This window comes from Roseateles depolymerans (assembly GCF_003387155.1).
Classification (GTDB): domain Bacteria; phylum Pseudomonadota; class Gammaproteobacteria; order Burkholderiales; family Burkholderiaceae_C; genus Roseateles; species Roseateles depolymerans.
Window position 1 is genome coordinate 411,962 of record NZ_QUMT01000001.1, and the last position, 25,815, is coordinate 437,776.

The following is a 25,815-nucleotide window of genomic DNA, read 5'->3' on the forward strand; positions in this document are numbered from 1 at the left end:
GTGAGTGCCGACGCGGCCAGCGCCACGCTCTGCAATAGCCGCCACAAGCCGCTCCCTCCGGTGCGCCAGCCCTGCCGCTGGATGGACCGCTGCCGGCGTGGGACGCCTGGGGTCGAGCCAGCAGTAGGAAGGGTCGAGGGCATCGGCGCGCGGGACTCGCTCAGGATCGGGCGGGCGGATGATACTCGGGCCAATGTGGGCCTTGGGTCCGCGCAAAACCCGTGGAGCGTGCCATGAGCAAATACCTGATTTCATTCCCCAGTTGGGCCATGACCGCCTCCGGTGCAGCCCTGGAAGCGGCTGGCCGCGAATCGCGAGCCGTCATCGAAGACGCCAAGCGTGCAGGGGTGTATGTGTTTGCCGGCGGCGTCGATGAAGCGGTGGCGCCTGTGCGGGTGGGCGCCGGTGGCGCGGTGACCGAGGGCGGCTACCCCGACGGGCCGGTGATCAACGGCGGCTTCGCGGTGCTGGAGCTGCCGTCCCGCGAGGAGGCTGTGCACTGGGCCTCACGACTGGCGTCGGCGTGCCGCTGCGATCAGGAACTGCGCGTGTTCATGTTCGATCCAGCGTCCTGATTCAGACGTCGATCTTGAACCCCAGGTCCAGGTCAGAGGCAGCCTGGCCGCCGCGAAGACCGAAGTCTTCCAGCGGCAGGGGCTGCAGCAGGATGTTGACCTCGTTGGCGGGTGTGCCGGCCTCGGCGAACCTGCGCACGATGGCTTGATAGAGCGTGCGTTTGGCCTCGACGGAACGGCCCGGGAACATGTGGACCGTCACCAGCAGATAGTCCTGGGTCTTGCCGCCGGGAATGCGGCAGTGGGCCGCACGGTGCTCCACATAACGAATGTCGTGATCATCGTCCGGCACCCGAAAGGCGTCGAGCATGGCCTGATGAAGTGCGGACATCAGCGCGGCGACTTCCGCGTCAGGGCGAGGGCGATGACCATGGATGAAGCAGATCGGCATGGAGTCTCCAGACTCCGACCGGGCCGGAGTGTTGGCACTTTACCTTGCGGTGCGCGGTGCCCGATGCACGCAGGGTGCGCAGTGCATGGGCAAGGCCTGCCAACGGCCAGGCGCGCAGGTCGCGAAAGCCAGAGATAACGAAGCTCTCAAACAACAAGGGCTCCCGTTGGGGAGCCCTTGATCTTCGACGGAGCGCAACGGAGAGGCCTCGCCTCCCGTCGCTGAGCGTCAGGCCGCTTCGGCCACTTCCGCCTTGGACGACTTGCGCGCCGCCGGCTTGGCAGCCGCCACGTCTTCACCGGCCATCGCCTTGCGCATCTTCTTCATGGCCGCCACTTCGATCTGGCGGATGCGCTCGGCCGACACGTTGTACTCTGCCGCCAGCTCATGCAGCGTCATGCCGCCGGAGCTGTCGTCGTTCACCTTCAGCCAGCGCTCTTCCACGATGCGGCGGCTGCGCGGATCCAGCACGTCCAGCGCCTTTTGCAGACCGTCGCTGGCCAGCGTGTCCCGCGAGCGGGCTTCCAGCACACGGGTCGGCTCCTGCGATTCGTCGGCCAGGTAGGCGATGGGAGCGAAACTCTCGCCGTCGTCATCCCCCTGCGGCTCCAGCGCAATGTCGCCACCGGAGAGACGGGTTTCCATCTCCAGCACTTCTTCCGGCTTGACGTTCAGCTCCTTGGCCACCAGGTCAATCTCACGCTCGGTGAGGGACGAACGCTGCTGGTCCTGCGCGCTTTCCTTCAGGCTGTGCTTCATCGAGCGCAGGTTGAAGAACAGCTTGCGCTGAGCCTTGGTCGTGGCCACCTTCACCAGGCGCCAGTTCTTGAGGATGTATTCGTGGATCTCGGCCTTGATCCAGTGCATGGCGTAGCTGACCAGCCGAACACCTTGATCGGGATCAAAACGCTTCACGGCCTTCATCAAGCCGACATTGCCTTCCTGGATGAGGTCGCCCTGAGGCAGGCCATAACCCAGGTATTGGCGGGAAATCGAAACGACCAGGCGCAGGTGCGACAGCACCAGGCGGCCTGCGGCTTCCACATCGCCCTTGGTCTTGAGGCGTTGGGCGTAATCCTGTTCTTCCTCTGCGGTCAGCATCGGGAGACGGTTGACCGCGGAGATGTATGCATCCAGGTTGCCCAGCGACGGCACCAGGGACCAAGGATTGCTGGTCTTCAATGCAAGGCTGTTGGACATGTCTTGGAATCTCCTGAACCAGTTGAATCACTGGTGTTGCGATGAATATTAGCACTCATGGGGCTGGAGTGCTAAGGGCCAAACAGAAGGCCTTTGTGAACTTGTGTAGGGCAGTGTTGAAGGAAAAACAAGCGGCAAATTTATCGTTTGAATCACATTTGCCGATTTCAATGTCCTGCTGACGAATGAGGCATGGCTCAAACTTCCACTCAGCCGTCCTTGTCACAAAGCCCAAAAGGTATCCGGCGCCACTGCAAGCATCATGCGGCAGAAATCGCGCCCGATTGTTGCGTTAGCTTGCACACAGTGTTCAAGCTTGATGGGTGCCGGGTTCGGGCTCGCTGGCAGAACGCTGCGCGGCCGCCGGCAGAGGCGGGGCGGGTGACAGTTCGAATCGGAAACTCGATCCCTGCCCCGGCGCGCTGACCACCTCCAGCTGGCCGCCCAGGCGCTCCACCAGCCGTTTGGTGATCACCAGGCCCAGCCCCGTTCCCTCGATCCCACCGGACTCCCGGCCCAGGCGGTTGAAGGGCTGGAACAGCTGCGCCCGCTGGGCCTCGGTCAGACCCGCGCCGGTATCGGTCACGCTCAGCGCCACGCTGCCCACCGGGGTTCGGGTCGCACGCAGCCAGACCTGTCCCCCTTCACGGTTGTACTTGATCGCATTGCTCAGCAGATTGGTCAGGATCTGCCGCAGCCGCGTGGCGTCGGTCATGACCTGCGGCAGGTCGTCCTCCGTTTCCAGATGCACCTCCACCTGGCGGCGCTGGCGCTGCGTCTCCACCATGGCCAGGCTGTCCGCCAGGATCGGTGGCAGCGGTTGCGGGGACAGGTCCACCCGGATGTCGTCCGCTTCCAGTCTCGACATGTCCAGCGCGTCGTTGATCATCTCCAGCAGATGCCAGCCGGACTGCTGGATGTGCTGCACCCAGCCCCGCTGCCGGCTGCTCACCGGCGGGTCGCGGTCCGCTTCCAGCAACTGCGAGAACCCCAGCATGGCGTTCAGCGGCGTGCGCAGTTCGTGGCTCATGCGGGAGAGGAATTCGTTCTTGGCCCGGTGCGCAGCTTCGGCGGTTTCATGCAGTCGCTCGAGTTCCTCCAGCCGCAGCCGCTCGCCGATGTCTTCCACCACGCCCACCAGGCGGAAGGGCTCGCCCTGTGCATCCCGCAGCATCGACACCCACACCCGCACGGGGATCAGCCGCCCCTGTTTGCTCATGTAGCGCTTGATGCGGCTGTAGCGCTCGATCTCACCGCGGATGAGGGACGACCCCAGCCGGCTGTCTTCCGCCCGGTCATCCGGATGGGTCAGCTTGAGGATGGAGAGGTGGCGCAGTTCATCCTCGGTGTAGCCCACCAACTGGGCAAAGTAGGGATTCACCGTCTGCGGCTTGGCGTTGAGGTCGGTGAACACCACGCCGATGGGCGCATGCTCCACGATGTTCCGAAACCGTTCCTCGCTCTCGCGGAGCCGCTGGGTGCGCTCTTCCACCAGTTCCGCCACACGGGCCGCCCGGCCGGTGACCACCAGCAGCAGCACGCCCAGCAGGCTGGTGCAGACCAGCCCGGCCAATGCGAAGGCCAGGGCCGCGTGGCCGGTCAGCATCGGCAGGCCCTTGGGCGCATAGACCACCACTTCCCACTGCCGCCCGGCAAAGCTCACCGCCTGCTGCCGCATCGGCATGGCCGCCGGCAGCGCGAGACAGCGGTCATCACCGGCCAGCAGCACCTGCCGCGTCTGCGGCGTGCGGTCGAGCAGGCAGAAGTCCAGATGGGTGGACTGCGGCGGCATGGACTCGTGCAGCAGCGCCTCGGGCCGCAGGGTGGCAAAGGCCAGGCCGCGGACCTTGGGTGGGTCGCCGGCCAGCCGATCCCCGTCCTGGTACACGGCCCGGTAGATCACCACGCCCACCGCCCGAGTGCCGATGTCCTGGGACAGGGGAAAACCCTCTGCCGCATACGGCAGACCGGTGGCGATGGCGAGGTCCTGGGCTGCACGGGCCTGCGGGATGCTGCGCACGTTGACGCCCAGTGCATTCTGGTTGCGCGCGAACGGCACGATCAGCCGGATGGCCAGCAGGTCTTCCTTGGGGTCCAGCGTCAGGTCGCCGGGGCGCTGGCGCTCGTGCAGGTGGTAGCTGGGATAACCGTCCGCCCGCGCGGCCCGCTCGAATGCGTCGCGCTGCGTCACCGGGACGCGCTGGGACCAGCCCAGCGCATAGACACTCGCGCTGCCCAGCAGCCGCTCTGCGTGGGCCCGCTCGAAAGCCGCGCGGCCGATGGAGGGGGCCACGGTGAGCAGGCTGTGGTTGGCTTCCAGCGCCGTGAGCGGGCGCAGCAGGGCGTTGCTCAGCACGTCCAGCGTGGCTTCGGCCTCCAGGTCGAAGGCATGCCGGCGCCGGGCTTCCTCATTGAGCGCGACGTAGTAGCTGGCGGCGATCAGCAGTCCGCAGGCCAGCAGCATCGGCACCGCCACGCTCAGCCGACGCGGCGCCCAGTGGCTGCGGGGCTGTCCGAACAGGCTCAGGGCCAGCGGGGTGACCAGCATGACCCCGATGGCGTCTCCCAGCCACCAGGCCAGCCAGTGGGACAGTGCGCCGCCCGAGGACACCGTGTCGGAGGCGGACAGCACCGCCACCCCGACGGACGGGCCAATGACACAGGCCAGGCCCGCCACGGCCAGGTAGAAGCGCAGCACTTCTCGAGGCTCGGTCAGCCGCGGCACCGGCCCCACCCAGCGCCGCGCCAGCCAGACTCCCACCCAGGCCTGCAGCGCGGCGGCCAGGGCAATGATCAGATAGCCGGTCAAGGTGGACGAGCCGCGCATCTCCGGCAGCAGATTGACCGCCAGGGAGCCGACCACGATGCCGGGCAGCACCCGCGGACCCCAGCGCAGCACCGCAGCCGCGGCGAGGCCGGCGGCGGGGTACACCGGAGCAGCGCCATCCGGCGGCACGATGGCCAGCAGCGCGCCGATGCCCAGGGCGGCATACACCCCGGCGATGGCCGCATTCAGTCCGAGCGAAACGAGCCAGCGCCGCAAGGGCGAGGCCGAAGGCGTGATCGAGGCCGCTTGGACGGAGGCATCCCGCATGGGCTCAGCCTAACGCGAGAACGGATCCCCTGGCACGCTCAAAGTCAGGGAGGGAGGAAGGGAGTTTCCCTAGTGAAACCGAAACCGGCTTCAAGGCAGGGACGAGCGGCTGGCACGCCCTGGCAATTCCCCGATCGAGTAAGTTTCTCCGGGCGCACACTCTCCTAGACTCCCGCGACCCCAGCCTACAGCCAACCACCCCTGCGGGTGGCAGTGCCGCGCCGCAAGGGCGGCCCTTCCTGGCCGCCTGTGGGCGTGCGTCCGGGCTGGTCTTTGCCTCCACCTCTCATGCACCCGGACCTTCCTGCTTCAGAACGGCCTCCCTCGTTCCCCGACCCGCGCCGGCTGGTCGGCGCGCGGCCGCTGGTGGACGATCTGCTGCCGGCCAGCGGCGGCATTCGGACGCGGCTGGTGCAGGAGCCGGACGTGGGCCTCACCTGGCTGATCCGGGAGGCGCCGCTCGCGCACACCGCGGCCTGCCAGCGCCTTCAGCGGGAGGCCCAGTGCGCCGCGCAGGCGGCGCTTCCTTCTTCACAGCCGCCGGCGAGCCTCTGGCTGGAGGACCGCCTCGTGCTGGTCCACCCCGCCGGTGAAGGCCTCACCACGTTTCGTCGGCTGGGCGCCACAGGCGTGACGCTGGACACCTTCGTGACGCTGGCCGTGCAGGCCGCCACTGCCCTGCAGACCTTGCACCGGGCAGGACGGGTGCATGGAGACCTTCGCACCGAGCACTGCCTGGTGGACCCCCGCGCCGCCACGAGCCCCGTGATGCTGCTGGCTGCTGTGGGCGCCCAGGCGCCGTCCGTGCCGCTGGAGCCGGGAGCGCTGCCGTTCCGGGCGCCGGAGCTCCACACCGATCTCCCAGAGGGCCAGACGGTGGACCCCAGCGTGGTCCCGACGGTGAACAGCGACCTCTATGCGCTGGGGGTCTGTCTGTTCGAGTTGCTGACCGGCGCATGGCCGCTGGTCGGAGGCACGCCGGTCGAATGGGCCCATGTGCACGCCGCCGCCGCGCCGCGTCGGGCGAGTGAGTGCCGACCGGATGTGCCCGAGGTCATCAGCCGCCTTCTGGACGAGCTCATGGCCAAGGACACGGCGGCGCGCATCGGTTCCGCGTCGGCGCTGCTGGCGGAGCTGACGGCCTTGCAGCAGGTGCTCAAGTCCACCGGCTCCCTGGCCGGCTGGCCGGTCGCCCTGCCGCGGACCGTGGCCGACCTCGCCGGAGCGCCGCTGGTCGGACGGGAGACGCAGCAAGCCGTTCTGGCGTCGGCTCTCGCGCGGGTGATGAGCACGGGCGACAGCGAAGTGGTGCAGGTGGGCGGCCGCGCAGGAAGCGGCAAATCCACCCTGGTCCACACGCTGCTGCAGGAAGCCTCGGCCCAGGGCGCACGCGCGGCCTACGGCAAATGCGACCAGCAGCAAAGGGACATTCCCTTTGCGTCGGTGGCCCAGGTGCTGCAGGCGCTCACCGCTCAGTTGCTGGGCGCTGACGGCCAGACGCTTGCGACGGTCCGCAGCCGCTGGCTGGAGCTGCTGAACGGGCAAGGCCAGGCGGTGGTGGCGCTGGTGCCGGCGATTGCCCATGTCCTGGGGCCCACCCCTGCGCTCTCCAACGTCGGTGCCGACCAGGCCCGCGCGCGCATGGAGCAGGCGCTGCTGCAGTCCCTGCGAGCTTTCGCCACGAAGGACCACCCCCTGGTCGTCTTCCTCGACGACCTGCAATGGGCCGACGATGCCACCGCAGGCCTGCTGGAAGCCTTCGTGCAGCAGCCGCCGCCCGGTGTGCTGCTGATCTGTGCCTATCGCGATGCGGGCGTCGATGGCCAACTGGCCGCGCAAGTGCTCAGTCGCATGACCCAGGCCCGTCATGCCAGTCGTGCACGTGCCATCGGCGTGACCGAGCTGGGCCTTCCTCCGTTGACCGAGACCCAGGTCGGCGACCTGCTGCTGGCCGTGCTGGGGCAGGAGGCGGCGGCGGACAGGGACCGTCTGGCGTCCGCGCTGCATCGCCGCACCGGCGGCAATCCGTACTTCACCCATCAGCTCATCCGGGCGCTGCTGGAGGAGGAGGTGCTGCATCGGGACCCCGACCGCGGCGGCTGGACCTGCAATGAATCGGCCCTGGCCAACGCGCCCTACAGTGAGACCGTCCTGGACCTGATGGTGCACCGCTTCGGCCGTATGCCGGCGCAGGCGACCGCGGTGGCGCAGCATCTGGCCAGTGTCGGCATGGCATGTGAAGCCGGACTGCTGGCGCGGCTGTCCGGCTTGTCCGCGGCGGACCTGGCCGAGGCGCTGCGGCCGGTCATCGAGGCCGGGCTGATCACCGCCACGTCCGACGGCTATGCCTTCGAACATGACCGGGTGCTGGAATCCGCCTATTCGCTGATCCCGGCCGACCGGACCGCCGAGGTGCATGCCTTCGTGGCCGACGCCATGTTGCTGCACTGGCAGGACGACCTGACGGCGCATGCCTTCGACATCAGCAACCAGATCGAGCGTGCCGACGGGCATCCGCTCGAGCCCTCGCAGCGGGACGCCTACGTGGCGGCCCTGTGGCGCGCCGGACTCCAGGCGCGACGGGCCTCCGCCTGGGCGCAGACCACCCGCTGCATCGGCCGTGCCTTGCAGCTGATGGAGGAGCGTCTGTGGACGGAGCAGCCCGCAGTGGCGTTCGGCGTCCATGTGCTGCACTGCGAGTCCCTGCTGGCGCAGGCCCGCCTGGAGGAAGCGGGCGTGCAGATCCTGCAGTTGCTGGGTCGGGAGCTGAGCCCGCTGCATCGGGCGGCCGCGCATCGCCTGGAGGCCGTGCTGTGCACCATCCGTTCCGACTACGAAGGCGCGATCGATGCTGCGTTGAACGGTCTGGGACTGCTGGAAGTGCCGCTGCGCCGCCATCCGGCCCCCGACGAGATGCGGGCGGCCCACCGCGACACGATGGCACTGGTGCAGGCACACGGCGGCGTGCAGGCGCTGGCCGATCTGCCCCTGACCGACGACCCTCGCATCCGCGCGGCGATGGGCCTGCTGCAGACCTTGCTGTCGTCGGTGTTCGTCAAGGACGGCATCAGCTTCCTGCATCTGGCCAAGATGGTGGAGCTGACCGTGCGCCATGGCGCAACGCCGGAGTCGGCCCATGGATTGGCCTGGTTCGGGGTGGAGTGCGCCAGCCGCTATGAGGCCTATGACGACGCGCTGGCCTTCGGGCTCTGCGCGCTGTCGATGATCGACCGGCATGGCTTCGAGTCGGAGCGGATTTCCACCCTGGTGGCGGTGGACCAATGCTCCGTCTGGACCCGCCCGATGGATTTCGCCCTGGCCCATGTGCAGCGCGCCGTGCAACTGGGACTGGCCAGTGGCGATGCGACGATGGCCTGTTATGCCTACAACCACATCGTGTCCGACCTGCTGGTGATGGGGCGTCCGCTGGCGCTGGTGCGGGAGCAGTTGGACGAGGGTCTTGAACTGACCCGCATGATGCAGTACCGGGATATCGAGCTGTTGCTGTTGTCGCAGCAGCAGTATCTCGAGACGGTGAGTGAGGCAGTGACTGGGGCGGTTGGTGAGGCGCTGAGTGGGACGGCGAGCAGTGGTACCGGCAGCGGTGAGTCCCACGAGGCGCTCCGTCCTGTGCAGGCGCTCCGTCAGGCCACCCTGCAGCGCATTGCCGAAGCCAACTCGCTGCCGACCCGTTTCTGGAACTGGCTGTACGGCGGCATGGCGTTGTTCCAGGTGGGCGCTTATGACGAAGCGGTGGGGCTGCTGCAGGAGGCGGACGCCCTGGCATGGTCGGCCCCCGCCCATGTGAACATCTCTGACGCCGACCTCTATCTGTGCCTGTCGCTCGCCCGCTCCCAGCGCGGGCGGGACGACCCCGACGCCGTGATCGCCCACCTGGACGAGCGGCTGCCACGATGGCGGCGCTGGGCCGGTGCCCATCCGCAGACCTTCCAGAGCAAGCTCCAGTTGCTCATCAGCGAACGGCTGCGGCTGCAGGGCCGGACGCTCGAAGCGATGGCCGGGTTCGAACAGTCCGCCCTGAGCGCAGGGGCGGCCGGCTTTGTGCATGAGCAGGCCCTGGCGCTGCAGTGGGCGGGTGAATTGAGCCTGGCCCATGGCCTGGACGCCGCAGCCCTGGCCTACCTGCGGGAGGCGGGCCATGCCTATCGCCGATGGGGCGCGCAGGCCTGTGTCCAGCGCCTGGAGGCCCTCCTGCTGACCGCGCAGCGCCGCGCACCGACTGCCGCGGTGTCCGGGCAGGACGCAGGATGGCAAGCGCCGGGGACGCCAAACGCCTGGGGGCAGGCGGCCTGGGCGCTGGGGGTGAGCGCCGCCACGGCCCTCTCCGGCGACAGTGTCATGACGCCGCTGGTGCAGACCCTGATGACCCACCTGATGGTCCACGCCGGCGCGACCTATGGCGCCCTGCTGCTGCGTCGGGACGGCGACTTCCGGCTGACCGCTTCCGCGCGGGTGGTGAAAGGGCAGGTGCAGGTGGTGCAGGCGAATGCGCCGCCCACCGGGCAAAGCATTCCGTCGAGCATCCTCAACACCGTGGCCCGCACCCGGCAGGCGCTGGTCCTGGCCGACGGGTCCGCCCTCCCAGGCGGTCCGGCGCAGGCCGGCAGGGAAGGGCGCCTGCGATCCGCGCTGTGCATGCCGCTGCTGCGCGGGGATCGGCTGGACGGCGTGATCTATTTCGAGAACGGGTTGGCAGCGGGCGTGTTCAATGAACAGCGGACGGCCCATGTGGGCCTGATGCTGCCGCAGGTGGCGATCGCGCTGGAGTCGGCGCGGCTCTATGAGGAACTGATCTCGGAAAGCGACCGGCGGCTGCGGGCGGAGATGGGCCTGCGTTCGGCCCGGGCAGAACTGGTGCGCACCTCCCACCTCACCGTGCTGGCCACCTTGTCGGCGGCGATTGCGCATGAGGTGAATCAACCGCTGGCCTCCATCGTCACCCGGGCCGACGCCAGCCTGCGCTGGCTGAACCGGGCAGCCCCGAACATCGAGGAAATCACCGCCGGCCTGATCGGCATCCGCCAGGACGGCCTGCGCGCGGCCGAGGTGATCCGGGCCGTGCGCACGCTGGCTCGACAGGCTCCGCCGCAACCGGAGAGCCTGAGCCTGGATGCGCTGCTGCAGGACGTGCTGACCCTGCTGTCGGCGGATCTGTCCGCGCGCCAGGTCCAGGTGGATCTGGCCCTGGCCGCTCCGGCGCCGGTGATGGCGGACCGGGCCCAGTTGCAGCAGGTCGCGCTGAACCTGCTGACCAATGCGATGGAAGCGATGGAAGACGTGCCAGCTCAGCGGCGTCGGCTGCGGTTGAGTTCGGTGGCGGAGGCCGGGCAGGTGGTGGTCCGGGTGGAGGATGCTGGACCGGGGGTGGATCCCGCGCTGCTGGACACCATCTTCGATCCGTTCTTCACCACCAAGTCGGACGGCCTGGGCATGGGCCTGGCCATCTGCCGCAGCATCGTGACGTCTCACGGCGGGACGCTGCGGGCCCTGCGCGCGGACGCCGGCGGCACGGTCATGAGTTGGAGCCTGCCACTGGCAGAGACGCCGTCGGTTTCTCCGGAGACCGCGGCATGGATGAAGGAGCAGTGACATGGGACCGGCAACGGCCTCTCTGGAAGACAGCACCGTGGTGGTGGTGGATGATGATGACCAGGTGCGCCAGGCGCTGAGCAGCCTGTTCCGGTCGCTGGGGTCCGACGTCGTGACGCTGGCGTCGGCGGCCGAGCTTCAGCAGTACGTGTTTCCGGACCGCACCTGCTGCGTGATCCTGGATGTGCGCCTGCGCGGCGCCAGCGGGCTGGATGCGCAGGCCCTGATGGTGGCGCGCGGCAATCCGGTGCCCGTCATCTTCATCACCGGCCACGGGGACATCCCGATGACGGTGACCGCCATGAAGGCCGGTGCCGAGCATTTCCTGGCCAAGCCCTTCCGCGAGCAGGAACTGCTCGATGCCGTGCATGCCGCCTTGACCAAGGACGCCGCGCGGCGCGCGCGTGATCGGCAGGCCGAGGGCGTGCGTGTCCGGTATGAAAGCCTCACGCCCCGCGAGCGGGAGGTGATGGCCAAGGTCTCTGCCGGCTGGCTGAACAAGCAGATTGCCGACCAGCTGGGCATCAGCGAGATCACGGTGAAGATCCACCGCGCCCAGGTGATGCGCAAGATGGAGGCGGATTCGCTGGCGATGCTGGTGGTGCAGGCGCAGCAACTGGGCATCTGCCCCATCCAGATCTGACGGCAGCACACCCTACCGGCAGACGAGGTTGGGTTCAATAGTGCGAAGGTATGACTGTCAGCGGCGCGGATCCGTCCTAGAGTGGACCCCGACCGTCCCCTTGCTTTCCGGCGACCGGGTGGCGTGAGCCGTGTGCCGCTTGCTCAGCCGGCGCCCCGCGGCCCCCTCATGAGCATCGGCAGCAGTCTGGAGGCGCCATCTTGAAACGTGAACGGGTCGTTGCCGTGGTGGACGATGATGACTCCCTGCGCGCCGCGCTCGGCAGCCTGCTGAAGTCGTACGACGTGGACGTCGAGCTCTTCGGGAGCGGTGAGTCGCTGCTGAGCCATCCCGCCCTGGGAGAGGTGGGATGCCTGCTGACCGATGTGGTCATGCCGGGCCTGGACGGCTTCCAGCTTTGCCGCGAATTGCGGGAGCGGGGCTACCAGTTCCCCGTGATCTTCATGACGGCGCACCAGGGCGACGGCGATGCGGAGCGGGCTGCTGCCGTTGGCGCGTGGCATCTGCTGAACAAGCCCTTCAGCACCGAAGAGATGATGCGCTGCATTGCGCAGGCGCTCGGTCGGACGATCTAGTCCTGCGCCCCTCTGACGGCGCTTCTTGGGCTTCAGCCTCAGGCTCAGGCGCCAGGCTGCAGGGGCGGCTGCGGCGTCCTGGCGGCCCACGGATCGGACGGCGCCACGACTTGCGCCTGTGGCGGATCGCCCAGGTAGTGCGGCGACATGATCTGCACCCCGTTCTCGTTGAAGACGTCCAGCACATGGGCATGCAGCGCGCTCATCGCCTCGACCCGTCGCTGGGCTGCGGCCTGGGTGCTCTGGGCACACAACCGGTATTCGACATAGAAGTCGGACAGGGCCGACTGCACCACATAGGGCGCGGGTGATTCGGCCACACCGGGCGTGCGGCGCGCCGCCTCCATCAGCAGCGCATTCACCTGTCGCCAGGGCGTGGCGTAGCCAATGGTGACGCTGGTGTGCAGCACGAAGCGCCCCCCCTGGGCCAGCCGGGAGAAGTTGCGCACCGGCTGGCTGAAGATGACGGTGTTGGGCAGGCTCACCTCTTCGCCCAGGCCCGTGTGGATGCGGGTGGCAAAGAGCCCCATTTCCACCACCGTGCCTTCGGTGTCGCCGATCTTGACGTACTCGCCCACACGCATCGACCGCGAATAGATCATCGAGAACCCGGACATGGCCTGGCCCACCACGCCCGAGGCCCCCAGCGACAGCATCAGGCCCGCCAGCACGCTCACCCCCTTGAAGGCGTCACTCTGAGAGCCCGGCAGATAGGGATAGGCCATGGCCAGCGCAAACAGCCAGATGACGACGTTGGACAAGCGGCGGGTGGGCATGGCGGTGTCCGCGTCCAGCCAGCCCAGGCGCGCCTCCCCGCGGGCCACGCGATCGAGAAAGGCCGCGCTGGCCAGCGTGGCGCCCCGGGCCAGCAGGAAGATCAGCACGGCAATGCTCAGCCCGGGCACGGCCTGCGCGATGGCGCCAAGGAAATGGTCCGCCACGTCCAGCAGCCAGGTGCTGGAGCGCTCGCCCCAGGGCCGTGTGTAGGCGAACTGGCGCAGCACCCAGGTCAGCCAGAGCTCCGCCAGCAGCAGCCCCAGGGCCCAGGCCAGGCCGGCGATCAGCCCGTTCAGGGCTCTTCCCACCGGCTTGAGCGAGGAGGCGAGCAGCCCCTGGCGCTGCTCCAGCGTGTTGAGCGGGGACCGGCTGAGCCATCGGCGTCCGCGCAGCAGCGCCCAGAGCACGGCCCAGGCCACGGCGGTCGCGGCCAGTGCGGAGACGGTCGCGATGGCAAGGCGACGGGGATCCCGCATTTCGCGGTGCTCGGCGATGGCCAGTTCCAGCCGCCGCTGCACCCGGTAGGCCGCGGCGGGCAGGGCGCCTGAGCCGGGCAGGACGGCCACGTCCGCGGCAGTGAGAAAAAACACGGGGCGACCATCGATGTCGAAGCGCACCGCGTCGGGCGCTTCGACCCGGGTCACGTTGCCCGGACCGCCCGCTGCCAGCGCATCGGCCATGGCCTGCTGGGCCAGTGCGGCGCGGTCGCCGGCAGTGCCTCGAAGCCCGTCCGCCCGAAAGCTCGCGACCGCCCGGTTGTTGAGGAAGACCTGGACGGCTGCACTCGCAGCGTGATCGCTGGCGGGCGGGGAAGCGTCCGGCGTCTGTGACGAGGCTGGGGCGCTCATGCAAAGCCCGAGCAGCAGACTCATCAGGCCGGCCCAGCCGACGGGCCAGTCACGAAGGCCTGTCGGCAGGCAACAAAGGCGGATCAGGCGCACGGAGCGGACTCCCGTTGGTCGACCTGCCTGGAGCTTACCGAAGGTGTCGGCACCTGCGCGAGCCCCGGCCTGCGGGACGCGGGCACCGGGGTCGGATGGTCAGGAGGCCGTGGCGCGTTCGCCGATCAGTCCGCGCTGGAGCGCAATGTTGGCCGCCTCGGTGCGGGTGTTGGCGTTGAGCTTGCCCAGGATGGCCTTCATGTGGGCCTTGACCGTCCCTTCAGAGATGTCCAGCCGGTTGGCCACCGCCTTGTTGCTGTGGCCGCGTGCGACCAGGCACAGGACGTCGAGCTCGCGGCAGGTGAGGGTGGAGCGGCCCATGCTGGAGGCGATGTGCGCCGCCGCCATCTGGCTGAGGTAACGGGCTCCCCTTGCCAGCTGGCGCACACCGCAGACCAGTTCCCCAACGTCGCAGCCCAGCTCGAGATACCCGTCCACACCGGCCTCCAGGGCCGAACGCACATCGTGTTCGCGATCATGAGGCGTCACCACCAGGACTTTCATCGCCGGCCGCGCGCCGGCATGGGCGGGCTGGTGGCGGCGCTGGGCCTCGCGATGAGCGGCCAGCGAGAGGGCGCGGGCATAGTCCGCCACGATCACCTGGGCGGGACGGTCTGCAGCCCGGGTCGCGGTGCCGGGGTCTCCCACCTCCCCCGAGTCCTCCACGACTTCCATATCCACCTGCTGCGACAGCACCGTGGTCAAACCGGCGGCCACCAACGGGTCCACATACTTCACGCTCACCTGGATGCGTGGGGATGATCCATTCAGCATGGTTGCTCTCCATTCCAACTTGTCTTCATGCCACATCACCCGTCGCTGGGACGGGTGCCTCCGGACGGGGACCTACGCCTGCGCATCCGCTGCGCGCCGAGTCCCGAAACGCTTCAAGTGACAGTGCTGAAGCGGTGTTCGCAGATTAGGTGGCAGGCCCCGGGCGCACCATCATGTTTTGGTATGAGTGCCTAACCCGGCTGGGGGGCTGTCCAGGACTGCGGATGCGCCGGTTTTCGCGCTTCGCCGGGCGTGAGCGCGCAGGCTCTGCATCAGCAAGCGAGCCAGCTCCGCCGGTTGCGGCGCCAACTGGTGGCCCTTGCGAGCGATCAGCCCCAGCGTGCGGCTCACGGCGGGGCGGACCAGCGGAATGCCCACCAGGTCCTTGCTGGAAGTGCCTGCCAGCGCCAGCCCCGGAATGGCGCTGACGCCCAGGCCCGCGCGCACCAGCGCCATCGCGCCCTCCACGTGATTGGCTTCCACATGCGCCACCGGGCGGGCTTTGGCCTGCGCCATGGCGTTGTCCAGCAGCATGCGGTTGCCGCTGCCGGAAGCAAGGGAGACGAAGCGCTCGTCCACCAGCTCTTCCCAGCCGACGGCCCGCTGTCGGGCGAGGCGGTGACCGGCGGGCACGGCCAGCACATACCGCTCGTTCACCACCGCCGTGAAGTCGATGGTCGGGTCCTGCGCGCCGAGGAAGTTGATGCCGAAGTCCGCCGTGCCTTCGGAGACGGCCTGCAGGACGAGCGGGGCGCTCTGGTCCAGCATGCGCAGGCGTGTGTGCGGATGGCGGGATGCAAAGGTCGACAGCACGGTGGGCAGCAGATGGTTGGCCACCGATGGGATGCAGGCGATGGTGACGACGCCGGTGCGGCGCACCGCGCGTTCGCTGACATCCGAAATGGCGTTTTGCAGCGAAGCCAATGCGTCACTGGCATGGGCCAGGAAGTGCCGGCCGTCTTCGGTCAGCGCCACGCGCCGGGTGGTGCGCTCGAACAGCCGCAGGCCCAGCGCCTCCTCCAGCCGGTCGATCCGGCGGCTCAGGGCCGACGGGGAAATGAAGAGCGCTTCGGAGGCCGCCCGGAAATTCAGCCGCTCCGCCACCGCCACAAAGGCCGCCAATTCGGCGACATCGAAATTGATTCTCACGGCGCACCAATCATTCTGTTCTTTGCACTTCCGTCAATGTTGCACCCACCGCATGATGGCTGCAAAGGACCAGATTTCCGGAGACTTCTCATGAGCGTCTACAGCTCCGCGCCGGGAGGCGCCACAGACGGCCGTACGGCCGCCGCTGCGGCCCCGGCCGTGCCCCAACATCCGACCGCCCTGGCATCCAGCGGTGCAGCGGCTGCCCCGTTGCCACGCAAGGCGGCCCTGGGCGCCGTCATCCGCGTGACCAGCGGCAACTTCCTGGAGATGTTCGACTTCTTCCTCTACGGGTTCTACGCGCTCTACATCTCGCAGGCGTTTTTCCCGACCAGCAGCGAATACCTGTCGCTGATGCTGACCTTCGTCACCTTCGGTGCGGGCTTCCTGATGCGGCCCCTGGGCGCGATCATCCTGGGCGCCTACATCGACAAGATCGGCCGCCGCAAGGGCCTGATCCTGACGCTGGCCATCATGGCCTGCGGCACAGTGCTGATTGCCTTTACGCCGTCCTATGCGTCGATCGGGGTGCTGGCGCCGGTGCTGGTGCTGGTCGGCCGACTGCTCCAGGGCTTCTCGGCGGGCGTGGAGCTGGGCGGCGTGTCGGTGTATCTGTCGGAGATGGCCACGCCCGGGCGCAAGGGCTTTTACGTCAGCTGGCAGTCGGCCAGCCAGCAGGCGGCCATCATGGTAGCGGCAGCGCTGGGCTACGGGCTCAGCCAGTGGCTGTCCGCTGCGCAGATCAGCGAATGGGGCTGGCGCATTCCGTTCCTGATTGGGTCGCTGATCCTGCCGTTCGTGTTCCACATTCGTCGCTCGCTGGCGGAGACCGAGGCCTTCCTGGCCCGCAAGCATCACCCGACACTGCGCGAGATCATGGCCTCGATGGTGCGCAACTGGGCGCTGGTGGGGGCCGGCATGATGTTGGTGGTCATGACCACGGTGTCCTTCTACCTCATCACCGTCTACACGCCCACCTTCGGCAAGTCGGTGCTGCATCTGTCGGCCACCAGTGCGCTTGTCGTGACCTTCTGCGTGGGCCTGTCCAACTTCATCTGGCTGCCGGTGATGGGGGCAGTGTCCGACCGCATCGGCCGTTGGCCACTGCTGCTGACCTTCAGTCTGCTGACTGTGCTCACAGCGTATCCGGCCATGTCCTGGCTCACCAGTGGGCCCAGCTTCGAGCGCATGCTGGTGGTGGAGCTCTGGCTGTCCTTCCTTTATGCGAGCTACAACGCGGCGACCATCGTCGCGCTGACGGAGGTGATGCCGCCAGAGGTGCGCACGACGGGCTTTTCGCTGGCCTACAGCCTCGCCACGGCGGTGTTTGGGGGCTTCACGCCGCTGGTGTCGACCTGGCTGATCCAGGTGACCGGTGACAAGGCGGCGCCCGGGCTCTGGATGAGTGGAGCCGGTGCGATCGGGTTGGTGGCGACCTTCCTGCTGTATCGCGGGATCGTCAAGGCGCGGTGAGAGGGACTGCTTCACGCGGGGTGGCCGGCGCCTTGGGTTGGCGTCCGGCGCGCCGCGTGAGGGTGGACGCACCGGGGCGTCAGGGCGCCAGCGCGTCAGGGGAATGGCCCGTGGCTGGTAGGTCGGTCAAGGCTGGCGTGGATGAAGCCCGCTTTTTGCCACGGTGGGGGCGCTGTCCCTGGAGGCCAGGAACTGGATGAACGCCATCGCCTCCTTGCGGCGTGTGCTGCTGCGCACCACAGCGGCGGCGTAGGGTGTGATCTTCTGAATGACGTCCGGCAACTCGCCGACGATGTCGATGCCCGGGACGGGCTGCAGCTCACTGCGCTGCTGGCATCCAAAGGCGGCCTTGCGCTGCGCGACGATCTCCCCGACCGGTGTGGCGGGAATCTGCCGGCCCTTGGCCTTGACCTGGGCCTCGATGCCCAGCCTGGCCAGCAATTCGTGCTGGATGTATTCGCCGCTGGCGCTGTCGGACCAGGCGACGCTGGGGGCTTGGAGGAAGGCGTCTCGAACAGCCTCAGGCGTGCTGAGGTCGGGCTTCGGATCGCCGGCCGGGACGGCGCAGGCGATGTAGGAATCCGCGAGGACCACTTTGGTGCTGCCGTCGGCCAGACCGTCTGCGATCAACTGGTCGAGTGCGGGGCCGACCATGATCACCACGTCGATCGGCTCGCCGCGGGCCAGCCGCGCGGGGATGGCCTGCGGGGTCTTGCCCATGGAAGGGCCGAACTCAGTCTGGACGGGCAGGGCGCCCGCGCGGGACGGATAGTCCTTGGCCAGGGCCTTGAAGGCTTCGGCGAACCCACCGGAAGAAATGGCTACCAGGGCGTCGGCGGCGAAGCTGGGTGTGGCCGACAGGAGTGAAGCAGCAGCGGCGACTGCGGCGAGGGCTGCCATGCGGACCCGGGCGCCGGGGGCGGAGCGTCGCGCTGAGCGAGGGAGAGATGGACCTCGGAAGTCAGTTGCGGAAGGGATGGGGCGGAGCGGACACTGCATGCAACGGCCTTTGAAAGAGAGGAGGCCGAAATCTTGGACCGCAGGGGTCGTTGCGTCTATTGCAATGTTCTTAACGAGTGTTGCGTGTGATGAATCAACGCCGGCTGTCTTCCTGATTGCTGCCGGTCTGCCGCGCAGGCCTCAAGACATGCGCAGGTCGATGCCCAGCAAGGTGGCCACATCGAAGGTCACCCAGAGCAGCACCGCCGCCAGCACCACAAAGAGGGCGAGCAGCTTTCCGCCCATCAGCAGCACGGCGCGCTGGTTTTCCGTGCCCTTTTTCTTGCCCTGGTCGTAGTGCCACTTGACGGCATAAAACATGCCGATGGCCAGCACGACGAGCTTGAATGCGATGAAGACGGTAGGGACCCATTCCATGGTGGTGATGCCTGCGGTGTTTGGGTGAACTGTGCGCCTCATTCGGGGCGAGGTACAGAGGCAGATGTGGGAAAAGAGACCGGATCAGATGAGGGCGATGGCGATCTGCGGACGGCCTTTGATCACCACCCACACTTCCAGCCAGGGGTGCGCCCAAGCTGGTGACGTCCTGTGCTGGATAAGGGTATTTTCGTCAGTCATTACCCCAATAAAACTTCAATTACCCCATTTCCGCGGCAGTGCACAGGTTGCGGTGCTCAGTGAGTTGGTAGTCCTGCTCGCGCAATTTCTGGCTACGTCCAGAAACGACAAAGCCGCGTAAGAACGCGGCTTTGTTGATGCTTTCCTGAGTTCAGCGTCCTTCCTGATGCGTCAGGAAAGACGGTCTGCTCATCAGACGTTGAACAAGAAGTTCAACACATCCCCATCCTTCACCACATATTCCTTGCCTTCCGCCCGCATCTTGCCGGCGTCCTTCGCGCCTTGTTCACCCTTGAACTGGATGAAGTCGTCAAACGCGATGGTCTGGGCACGGATGAAGCCGCGCTCGAAGTCCGTGTGGATCACACCCGCGGCTTGCGGGGCGGTGTCGCCAATGTGGATGGTCCAGGCCCGCACTTCCTTCACGCCAGCGGTGAAGTAGGTCTGCAGACCCAGCAGCTTGAAGCCGGCGCGGATCAGGCGGTTCAGACCCGGCTCATCCTGGCCCATCTCCGCCAGGAACAGGGCACGGTCTTCGTCTTCCATCTCGGCCAGTTCCGCTTCGGTCTTGGCGCAGATGGCCACCACCGGCGCGTTCTGGGAGGCGGCGTATTCCTTCAGACGGTCCAGGAACGGATTGTTCTCGAAACCGTCTTCCGCCACGTTGCCCACGAACATGGCCGGCTTGGCCGTGATCAGGCACAGCGGCTTGAGGATGACCAGCTCTTCCTTGCTGAAATCGATGCCACGCACCGGCTTGGCTTCGTTCAACGCGGCCTGGCACTTCTCCAGCACCTTCACCAGCGCTGCGGCTTCCTTGTCGTTACCGGAGCGCGCCGCCTTGTTGTAGCGGTGCAGGCTCTTTTCCACCGTGCCCAGGTCGGCCAGGCACAGCTCGGTCTGGATGACCTCGATGTCGGAGATCGGATCGACCTTGCCATTCACGTGGATGACGTTCGGGTCTTCAAAGCAGCGCACCACGTTGACGATGGCGTCGGTCTCGCGGATGTGGCTGAGGAACTGGTTGCCCAGGCCTTCACCCTTGGACGCACCCGCCACCAGGCCGGCAATGTCCACGAATTCCACGATGGCCGGAACAATGCGCTCGGGCTTGACGATCTCGGCCAGCTTCTGCAGGCGCGGATCGGGCAGTTCCACCACGCCCACATTGGGCTCGATGGTGCAGAAAGGATAGTTCTCGGCGGCGATGCCGGCCTTGGTCAGCGCATTGAACAGGGTGGACTTGCCCACATTGGGCAGGCCCACGATGCCGCATTTGAGGCTCATGGGGGGCTTTCGGAATTGCTGGGAGGCCGGCAGCCACATGACAGACAGCGGCAGCAGGCAACAGGGCTCCCCCGGGAGATCTCATCGCCCCGTGGTTACCTTCAGATCAACATTTTAAGCGGCCCGCGACGGCAGCCCTCAAGCCCCTGCCTACAATCCCCGACATGGAAAAGTTCGACGTCCTGGTGCGCGGCAATGGCTGCGTCGGCCGCAGTCTGGCCCTGGCGCTGGGCGCCAGAGGCTTTCGTGTCGCCTTGCTGGGCAAGTCGGCCACTGCCGGCGCCCCGGCAGAAATCGGCATGGCGGGCACGGCAAGCCTGGCGGGAATGACCAACGGCCCGGCGGCGGCAGCGACGCCAGGTCGCAGCGTCCAGCCCGGTAGCGATGTCCGCGCCTATGCGCTGAACGCCCAGTCCGTGCGGTTGCTCACCCGGCTGCGTGTGTGGGACACCCTTCCGGAAGATGCCCGCACCCCCGTGCATGACATGCGGGTGATGGGCGACCGCGCCGGTGCCTCGCTGCATTTCAGCGCCTGGGACCAGGGCGTGGGGGAGCTGGCGCACATCGTGGACGCCGCTGCCCTGGAAGACCAGCTCGATGCCGCCCTGCGCTTTGCTCCGCATGTGCAGCGGGTCAGCGCGCCGGTGCCGGCGACGCTGGAAGCCCTGTGCGAGGGCCGTGAGTCGGTCACCGCGCAAATGCAGCACGGGGTGCATTTCGAGCGTCACGACTATGGTCACCTGGGCGTCGCCGCCCGCGTGGTGGCCAGCCAGCCGCATCACGGCGTGGCCCTGCAATGGTTCCGTTCCCCGGACATCCTGGGCCTGCTGCCGTTTGACCGCCCCGAAGCGGGGCGCAGCTACGGTTTTGTCTGGTCCTTGCCGCGCGAGAGGGCGCAGAGCCTGCTGGCGGCCGGCAAGTCCGAATTCGAAGCAGCGCTGATGGAAGCCACCGGCGGCCAGGTCGGCGCCCTGACCCTGGCGAGCGAACGCCAGGCCTGGCCGCTGCAACTGGCCCGCGCCGACCGTCTCTGCGGTCCTGGCTGGGTGCTGCTGGGCGATGCCGCCCATCTGGTGCACCCACTGGCCGGGCAGGGCCTCAACCTGGGTCTGGCCGACGTCGAGGCCCTGGTGGACGTGATCGTCGCCCGTGAGGCCTGGCGCACGCTGGACGACGAGAAGCTGCTGCGCCGCTATGCCCGCGCCCGCCTGACGCCGACCTGGGCCATGGGCGAGCTCACCGACAGCCTGCTGCGGGGCTTTGCCAGCCAGGCGCCGGTCATCGCCCGGCTGCGCAATGAAGGCCTGCGCCTCGTGGACCGGGCCGGACCGATCAAGAAGTGGCTCACCGCACGGGCCCTGGGTCATTGACCCGCCCAACGTGGCCCGCCCAACGTGACCCGGCCCAAGAATCAACCGACTCCGGCCCCTGCCGGAGCCTGAAGGAACCCGACATGAAGTTCACCCTCTCCCTGCTCACCGCCGCGCTGGCCCTGGTGGGCTGCACCGCGCAGGCCAACGAGGACACCATCCGCAAGAACCTCGGCGCCGCGCTGCCCAAGGACATCAAGCTGGACGAAGTCCGCCAGACGCCGATCCCCGGCCTCTGGGAAGTGCGCATCGGCACCGAAATCCGCTACACCGACGCGAGCGGCCAATACCTGATCGAGGGCGAGATGCTCGACCTCAAGAACCGCCGCAACCTGACGCAGGACCGCATCACCAAGATCACCATGGTGGACTTCTCCACCCTGCCGCTCAAGGACGCCATCGTCTGGAAGAAGGGCGACGGCAAGCGCCGCATCGCCGTCTTCGCCGACCCGAACTGTGGCTACTGCAAGCGCTTCGAGCAGTCGCTGCAGGCGGTCAACAACGTGACGGTCTACACCTTCGTCATTCCCATCCTGGGCGGCGACTCGCCTGACAAGGCCCGCGCCGCCTGGTGCGCCAAGGACAGTACCGCTGCCTGGCGCGACTGGATGGTCAGCGGCGTGACGCTGCCCCGCCCCGACGCCAAGTGTGATGCCAGCGTCATTGACCGCAACGTCGAACTGAGCCGCAAGCTCAAGGTCAACGGCACGCCGGCCATCGTCTTCGAGGACGGCACCCGCGCACCGGGCGCCCTGAGCGCCGACCAGCTCGAGCAGCGCCTGCAGACCCAGACCACCGGCGCGGCCAAGTCCTGATCGATCGGCGCCAGATCGATCGGCACCGCCTCGCGCCACCGACTCTCCTTTGCTCTTTGGATCCATGAACGAACGCACCGTGCTTCCTCCCAACCCCGTCGCGCTGAGACTGGGCTATGCGGGGCTGATTCCCTTTGTGCTGGGCACGATCCTGACCTGGCTCGTCCGCGACGAGGCGCATGTCTACGCCGTCCGGGGCCTGACCAACTATGCGGCGGTGATCGTCTCCTTCCTGGGCGCCATCCACTGGGGCCTGGCCTTCCGGCAATCCATCCCTTCTCCCAGTCCTTATGTCTGGGGTGTGGTGCCGTCGCTGGTGGCCTGGGTCGCCTCGATGATGCAGCCCGATGCCGGACTGGTGGTGCACGGTGTGATGCTGATCGTCTGCTATCTGGTGGACCGTCGCCTCTATCCGGCCATGGGCGCCGGCGCCTGGCTGACGCTGCGCTTCCGATTGAGCGCGGTGGCGGCGCTGTGCTGCTTCCTTGCGGCCCAGGCGACTCTCTTTTGAAGCGCATTGAGCGACCGCTGGCGTGAGCGCCCATCGTCGCCTCGGGGACACCCCCCTCAAATAGAGCGACAGCCGCCCATGCCGGTGTTGATAGGCGCCAAGCCTTGGTAGGCTTGCCTCCATGATCCAGTACCGTATTGCCATCGCAGACCTGCATGCCCACCGCTTCGAGGTGAGCGTGACCGTGCCAGCACCCGCCGCGCGACAGGTGCTCAGCCTGCCCGTCTGGATCCCCGGCAGCTATCTGGTGCGGGAGTTCTCCCGCCATCTCGGACCGGTCACGGCCCGTCAGGGCAGTCGCGAACTCACGCCGCATCAGACGTCCAAGAACCGCTGGGAGTTCGATTGCAACGGCCGCGGCGCCCTGGTGGTGACCTATGCGGTCTATGCCTTCGACACCTCGGTGCGCGCGGCCTTCCTGGATGCACAGCGCGGCTTCTTCAATCCCACCAGCCTGTGCCTGCGGGTGCATGGCAAGGAGTCGCTGGTACATCGGCTGGAGCTGGTGGGACTGCCGGCCGGCTGGGACGTGGCGACCGCCATGACCCGCAGCGACAGCGGGCTGTATGAAGCGGCCGACTACGACGAGCTGGTGGACCATCCGTTCGAGCTGGGCCGCTTCTGGCGCGGCGAGTTCGTGGCGGGCGGAGTGCCCCATGAATTCGTGGTGTCCGGCGCGCTGCCGGTCATGGACGCGGACCGGCTGCTCAAGGACGCACAGCGGATCTGCGAAGCGCAGATGCATTTTTGGCACGGCCCCAAGGGCCGGCCGCCGATGGACCGCTATGTCTTCCTGCTCAATGCCGTGGACGACGGCTATGGCGGCCTGGAGCACCGCGCCAGCACCGCGCTGATCGCGTCCCGCCGCGACCTGCCGCGCCTGGGCCAGCCGGAGATGAGCGACGGCTACGTGAAGCTGCTGGGCCTGATCAGCCACGAGTACTTCCACACCTGGAACGTCAAGCGGCTGCGTCCGGACGTCTTCGCCCGCTACGACTACGACCAGGAGAACTACACCCGGCTGCTGTGGTTCTTCGAAGGCTTCACCTCCTATTACGACGATCTGTTCCTGGTGCGCAGCGGCCTGATCGATGAGCCGCGCTACCTGAAGCTGATCGGCCAGACCTTCACCCAGGTGCTGGGAGCGCCGGGCCGCAAGCATCAGAGCGTGGCCCAGTCCAGCTTCGAGGCCTGGACCAAGTACTACCGCCAGGACGAGAACGCGCCCAATGCGCTGGTGAGCTACTACGCCAAGGGCTCGATGGTGGCCCTGGCGCTGGACCTGACCCTGCGCAGCGCCGAACGCGCCAGCTCGCTGGACGACGTGATGCGCGCCTTGTGGCGCGAGTCCGCCGGCGGTCCGGTGAGCGAGGAACGCATCTTCAGCCGAGTGGCCGAGCTAGGCGGGGAAGCGGTGTCGCAACTGCTGCAGCAATGGGTGGAGGGCTGCGACGACCTGCCGCTGCCGCCGCTGCTGGAGCGCCTGGGCGTGCGCTGGACCCACGACAAGCCCACCCTGGCCCAGCGACTGGGCCTGCGGGTGCAGGACACCGACGCAGGCCTGACCGTCAAGCAGGTGCTGCTTGAAAGCGCGGCGCTGGCCGCGGGCCTGAGTGCCGGCGACGAGATCGTAGCCTGCAACGGCTGGCGGGTGCACAAGCTGGACGACCTGATGCTCACGCTGGACCCGCAGCATCCGCAGGAGCTGCAGCTGCTGGTGGCGCGGGACCAGCGCATGCTCAACCTGACGCTGTCGCTGCCCCTGCAGGACAGCCTGGCGCGGCCGATCTGCCTGGGTGTGTTCGACAAGGCGCCTGCCCGCGCGCAAAGCCTGCGGCGTGCATGGCTGGGGGGCTGAGCCAGCGTCGCACCGCCCTCCTGGCGGCGCTGACGCTGCTGGTGGTGGTGCTGCATCTGGTCCTGCTGGGGGGCGCGCAGCAACTGCTGGGCACCTGGGCGCCGGACACGCCCGAGCCTGACCGGATCCAGGCCGTGTTCGTGCGGGCGCTGCAACCTGCCGCGCCGCCGCCGCCGATGGCCACGCGACCGCGGGGGACGGAAGGCACACCGGGGCCAGAGGCGGTCAAGGTCAAGCCGGGCCTGGCCGCGACCACCGGGGCGCCAGGGACCACACCGTCCCGCCTGTCGCCGCTTGAGACGCCAGCGCCGACGACGCAGGCGCCGCCTGACGCTCTGCAGTCTCCTGGGGCGCTCCAGTTGCCCGAGACGCCGGGCGACTATCAGCCCGGCATGGAATGGCCGCTGTCCACCGAGATGCACTACCAGCTCACCGGCAACTACCGCGGCCCGGTGTACGGCCAGGCGCGGGTGCAGTGGCTGCGAGAGGGCGCGCATTACCAGGTGCATCTGGAAGCGAGCATCGGCCCGTCGTTCGCGCCGCTCATGACGCGTCGGCTGAGCAGCGACGGCATGATCGGCCCGGACGGGCTGATGCCGCGTCGTTTTGACGAAGTCAACGGCGGCCTGGCCGGTGGCAATCGCAAGGTGTCGCTGCTGTTCGACGACGGCGGTGTGGTGCTGGCCAACGGGCAACGGTCGCCGCGGGAGGACAGCACCCAGGACGCGGCCAGCCAGTTCGTGCAGTTGACCTGGATGTTCCTCACCGGGCGTCAGACGGCGCAGCCGGGCTGGCTGGTGCAGCTTCCGCTGGCACTGCCGCGCCGTGTGCATCTGTGGCGCTATGTGGTGCGCGACGCGCTGGAGACCGTGGACACGCCGATGGGCCCGCTGCAGGCCTGGCATGTCGATTCCGACATGACCGACACCTGGGGCGACATGGAGACGGAGATGTGGCTGGCGCCGTCCTTGCAATACCTGCCGGTGCGCATCCGCATCTGGCAGAACCGCAGCAAGGATGCGAGCAGCTACATCGACCTGACGCTGAAGGAAGCGCCGCTGCAGGCGATGCCGGCGGCCGCGCCTGCTTCCTCCCCCGCGTCCGGGTCGGAGTCCGCGTCGGCCAGCGTGGCGGGGCCCTCTGCGTCGCAGGTTGGGCGCTGAGGGCTTGGGCGCAGGCGCCGCTCGTGGCGTA

General features: G+C 67.8%; 19 protein-coding genes. 10 read left to right on the plus strand and 9 right to left on the minus strand.

Annotated features, from left to right (window positions below; genetic code table 11):
* Positions 1-233 precede the first annotated feature (233 nt).
* A complete protein-coding gene (locus DES44_RS01735; RefSeq protein WP_058936483.1) occupies positions 234-575 on the plus strand; it encodes a YciI family protein in 342 nt (113 codons plus the stop codon).
* A gap of 1 nt (position 576) precedes the next feature.
* On the opposite strand, the gene DES44_RS01740 is transcribed toward DES44_RS01735, so the two are convergent.
* The 3 genes from DES44_RS01740 to DES44_RS01750 all read right to left on the minus strand — a co-directional run bounded on the left by DES44_RS01740 (position 577) and on the right by DES44_RS01750 (position 5,260).
* Positions 577-966 carry a tautomerase family protein gene (locus DES44_RS01740; protein WP_058936482.1) on the minus strand — a complete coding sequence of 130 codons (390 nt, stop codon included), beginning with the start codon at positions 964-966 and terminating at the stop codon, positions 577-579.
* Between the two features lie 228 nt (positions 967-1,194).
* Positions 1,195-2,166, minus strand: a complete 972-nt coding sequence (gene rpoH, locus DES44_RS01745) for an RNA polymerase sigma factor RpoH (RefSeq protein WP_058936481.1) — start codon at positions 2,164-2,166, stop codon at positions 1,195-1,197.
* A 310-nt stretch (positions 2,167-2,476) separates the two neighbouring features.
* Positions 2,477-5,260 carry an ATP-binding protein gene (locus DES44_RS01750; RefSeq protein ID WP_058936480.1) on the minus strand — a complete coding sequence of 928 codons (2,784 nt, stop codon included), beginning with the start codon at positions 5,258-5,260 and terminating at the stop codon, positions 2,477-2,479.
* Between the two features lie 288 nt (positions 5,261-5,548).
* Between DES44_RS01750 and DES44_RS01755 the strand changes: the two genes are divergently transcribed.
* From DES44_RS01755 to DES44_RS01765, 3 genes are all read left to right on the plus strand, one after another.
* The gene (locus DES44_RS01755) at positions 5,549-10,870 is read left to right on the plus strand and encodes a trifunctional serine/threonine-protein kinase/ATP-binding protein/sensor histidine kinase (RefSeq protein ID WP_058936479.1); all 5,322 of its coding nucleotides are present in this window, start codon (positions 5,549-5,551) and stop codon (positions 10,868-10,870) included.
* Between the two features lies 1 nt (position 10,871).
* The gene (locus tag DES44_RS01760; RefSeq protein ID WP_058936478.1) at positions 10,872-11,513 is read left to right on the plus strand and encodes a response regulator transcription factor; all 642 of its coding nucleotides are present in this window, start codon (positions 10,872-10,874) and stop codon (positions 11,511-11,513) included.
* A 200-nt stretch (positions 11,514-11,713) separates the two neighbouring features.
* The gene (locus DES44_RS01765; RefSeq protein ID WP_058936477.1) at positions 11,714-12,088 is read left to right on the plus strand and encodes a response regulator transcription factor; all 375 of its coding nucleotides are present in this window, start codon (positions 11,714-11,716) and stop codon (positions 12,086-12,088) included.
* A 44-nt stretch (positions 12,089-12,132) separates the two neighbouring features.
* Here DES44_RS01765 and DES44_RS01770 read toward each other — a convergent pair whose 3' ends face one another.
* The 3 genes from DES44_RS01770 to DES44_RS01780 all read right to left on the minus strand — a co-directional run bounded on the left by DES44_RS01770 (position 12,133) and on the right by DES44_RS01780 (position 15,729).
* A complete protein-coding gene (locus tag DES44_RS01770; protein WP_058936476.1) occupies positions 12,133-13,713 on the minus strand; it encodes a mechanosensitive ion channel family protein in 1,581 nt (526 codons plus the stop codon).
* A 192-nt stretch (positions 13,714-13,905) separates the two neighbouring features.
* Positions 13,906-14,580 carry a response regulator transcription factor gene (locus DES44_RS01775; RefSeq protein WP_058936475.1) on the minus strand — a complete coding sequence of 225 codons (675 nt, stop codon included), beginning with the start codon at positions 14,578-14,580 and terminating at the stop codon, positions 13,906-13,908.
* A gap of 171 nt (positions 14,581-14,751) precedes the next feature.
* Positions 14,752-15,729, minus strand: a complete 978-nt coding sequence (locus DES44_RS01780; RefSeq protein ID WP_083525837.1) for a LysR family transcriptional regulator — start codon at positions 15,727-15,729, stop codon at positions 14,752-14,754.
* A 90-nt stretch (positions 15,730-15,819) separates the two neighbouring features.
* Here DES44_RS01780 and DES44_RS01785 point away from each other — a divergent pair, with 90 nt between their 5' ends.
* Positions 15,820-17,202 (plus strand): MFS transporter, encoded by a 1,383-nt coding sequence (locus tag DES44_RS01785; protein ID WP_083525836.1) that lies wholly within the window; start codon positions 15,820-15,822, stop codon positions 17,200-17,202.
* A 126-nt stretch (positions 17,203-17,328) separates the two neighbouring features.
* On the opposite strand, the gene DES44_RS01790 is transcribed toward DES44_RS01785, so the two are convergent.
* The 3 genes from DES44_RS01790 to ychF form a co-directional block, all read right to left on the minus strand.
* Entirely contained in the window at positions 17,329-18,102 is a 774-nt protein-coding gene (locus DES44_RS01790; RefSeq protein ID WP_058936474.1) for a substrate-binding domain-containing protein, read from the minus strand.
* Between the two features lie 240 nt (positions 18,103-18,342).
* The gene (locus tag DES44_RS01795; RefSeq protein ID WP_058936473.1) at positions 18,343-18,579 is read right to left on the minus strand and encodes a hypothetical protein; all 237 of its coding nucleotides are present in this window, start codon (positions 18,577-18,579) and stop codon (positions 18,343-18,345) included.
* A gap of 393 nt (positions 18,580-18,972) precedes the next feature.
* Positions 18,973-20,067, minus strand: coding sequence for a redox-regulated ATPase YchF (gene ychF / locus DES44_RS01800; protein WP_058936472.1), 1,095 nt, complete (start codon positions 20,065-20,067; stop codon positions 18,973-18,975).
* A gap of 164 nt (positions 20,068-20,231) precedes the next feature.
* Here ychF and DES44_RS01805 point away from each other — a divergent pair, with 164 nt between their 5' ends.
* The 5 genes from DES44_RS01805 (at position 20,232) to DES44_RS01825 (ending at position 25,784) form a co-directional block, all read left to right on the plus strand.
* Positions 20,232-21,437: an FAD-dependent monooxygenase gene (locus DES44_RS01805; RefSeq protein ID WP_058936471.1), complete on the plus strand. Its 1,206-nt coding sequence runs from the start codon at positions 20,232-20,234 to the stop codon at positions 21,435-21,437.
* Positions 21,438-21,520: 83 nt separating this feature from the next.
* Positions 21,521-22,252: a DsbC family protein gene (locus tag DES44_RS01810; protein ID WP_058936470.1), complete on the plus strand. Its 732-nt coding sequence runs from the start codon at positions 21,521-21,523 to the stop codon at positions 22,250-22,252.
* Positions 22,253-22,316: 64 nt separating this feature from the next.
* Positions 22,317-22,763: a DUF3429 domain-containing protein gene (locus tag DES44_RS01815; RefSeq protein ID WP_058936469.1), complete on the plus strand. Its 447-nt coding sequence runs from the start codon at positions 22,317-22,319 to the stop codon at positions 22,761-22,763.
* A 121-nt stretch (positions 22,764-22,884) separates the two neighbouring features.
* Entirely contained in the window at positions 22,885-24,621 is a 1,737-nt protein-coding gene (locus tag DES44_RS01820; RefSeq protein ID WP_058936468.1) for a M61 family metallopeptidase, read from the plus strand.
* Positions 24,606-25,784 carry a DUF3108 domain-containing protein gene (locus DES44_RS01825; protein ID WP_058936467.1) on the plus strand — a complete coding sequence of 393 codons (1,179 nt, stop codon included), beginning with the start codon at positions 24,606-24,608 and terminating at the stop codon, positions 25,782-25,784. The genes DES44_RS01820 and DES44_RS01825 overlap by 16 nt, the downstream gene beginning before the upstream one ends.
* Positions 25,785-25,815: the final 31 nt, after the last annotated feature.

Bases quoted from the DNA above. Each gene is read 5' to 3' on its own strand.
- DES44_RS01735 (WP_058936483.1), top strand. From the start codon at position 234: ATGAGCAAATACCTGATTTCATTCCCCAGTTGGGCCATGACCGCCTCC.
- DES44_RS01740 (WP_058936482.1), bottom strand. From the start codon at position 966: ATGCCGATCTGCTTCATCCATGGTCATCGCCCTCGCCCTGACGCGGAA.
- rpoH (WP_058936481.1), bottom strand. From the start codon at position 2,166: ATGTCCAACAGCCTTGCATTGAAGACCAGCAATCCTTGGTCCCTGGTG.
- DES44_RS01750 (WP_058936480.1), bottom strand. From the start codon at position 5,260: ATGCGGGATGCCTCCGTCCAAGCGGCCTCGATCACGCCTTCGGCCTCG.
- DES44_RS01755 (WP_058936479.1), top strand. From the start codon at position 5,549: ATGCACCCGGACCTTCCTGCTTCAGAACGGCCTCCCTCGTTCCCCGAC.
- DES44_RS01760 (WP_058936478.1), top strand. From the start codon at position 10,872: ATGGGACCGGCAACGGCCTCTCTGGAAGACAGCACCGTGGTGGTGGTG.
- DES44_RS01770 (WP_058936476.1), bottom strand. From the start codon at position 13,713: ATGAGCGCCCCAGCCTCGTCACAGACGCCGGACGCTTCCCCGCCCGCC.
- DES44_RS01775 (WP_058936475.1), bottom strand. From the start codon at position 14,580: ATGCTGAATGGATCATCCCCACGCATCCAGGTGAGCGTGAAGTATGTG.
- DES44_RS01785 (WP_083525836.1), top strand. From the start codon at position 15,820: ATGAGCGTCTACAGCTCCGCGCCGGGAGGCGCCACAGACGGCCGTACG.
- DES44_RS01790 (WP_058936474.1), bottom strand. From the start codon at position 18,102: ATGGCAGCCCTCGCCGCAGTCGCCGCTGCTGCTTCACTCCTGTCGGCC.
- DES44_RS01795 (WP_058936473.1), bottom strand. From the start codon at position 18,579: ATGGAATGGGTCCCTACCGTCTTCATCGCATTCAAGCTCGTCGTGCTG.
- ychF (WP_058936472.1), bottom strand. From the start codon at position 20,067: ATGAGCCTCAAATGCGGCATCGTGGGCCTGCCCAATGTGGGCAAGTCC.
- DES44_RS01805 (WP_058936471.1), top strand. From the start codon at position 20,232: ATGGAAAAGTTCGACGTCCTGGTGCGCGGCAATGGCTGCGTCGGCCGC.
- DES44_RS01810 (WP_058936470.1), top strand. From the start codon at position 21,521: ATGAAGTTCACCCTCTCCCTGCTCACCGCCGCGCTGGCCCTGGTGGGC.
- DES44_RS01815 (WP_058936469.1), top strand. From the start codon at position 22,317: ATGAACGAACGCACCGTGCTTCCTCCCAACCCCGTCGCGCTGAGACTG.
- DES44_RS01820 (WP_058936468.1), top strand. From the start codon at position 22,885: ATGATCCAGTACCGTATTGCCATCGCAGACCTGCATGCCCACCGCTTC.
- DES44_RS01825 (WP_058936467.1), top strand. From the start codon at position 24,606: ATGGCTGGGGGGCTGAGCCAGCGTCGCACCGCCCTCCTGGCGGCGCTG.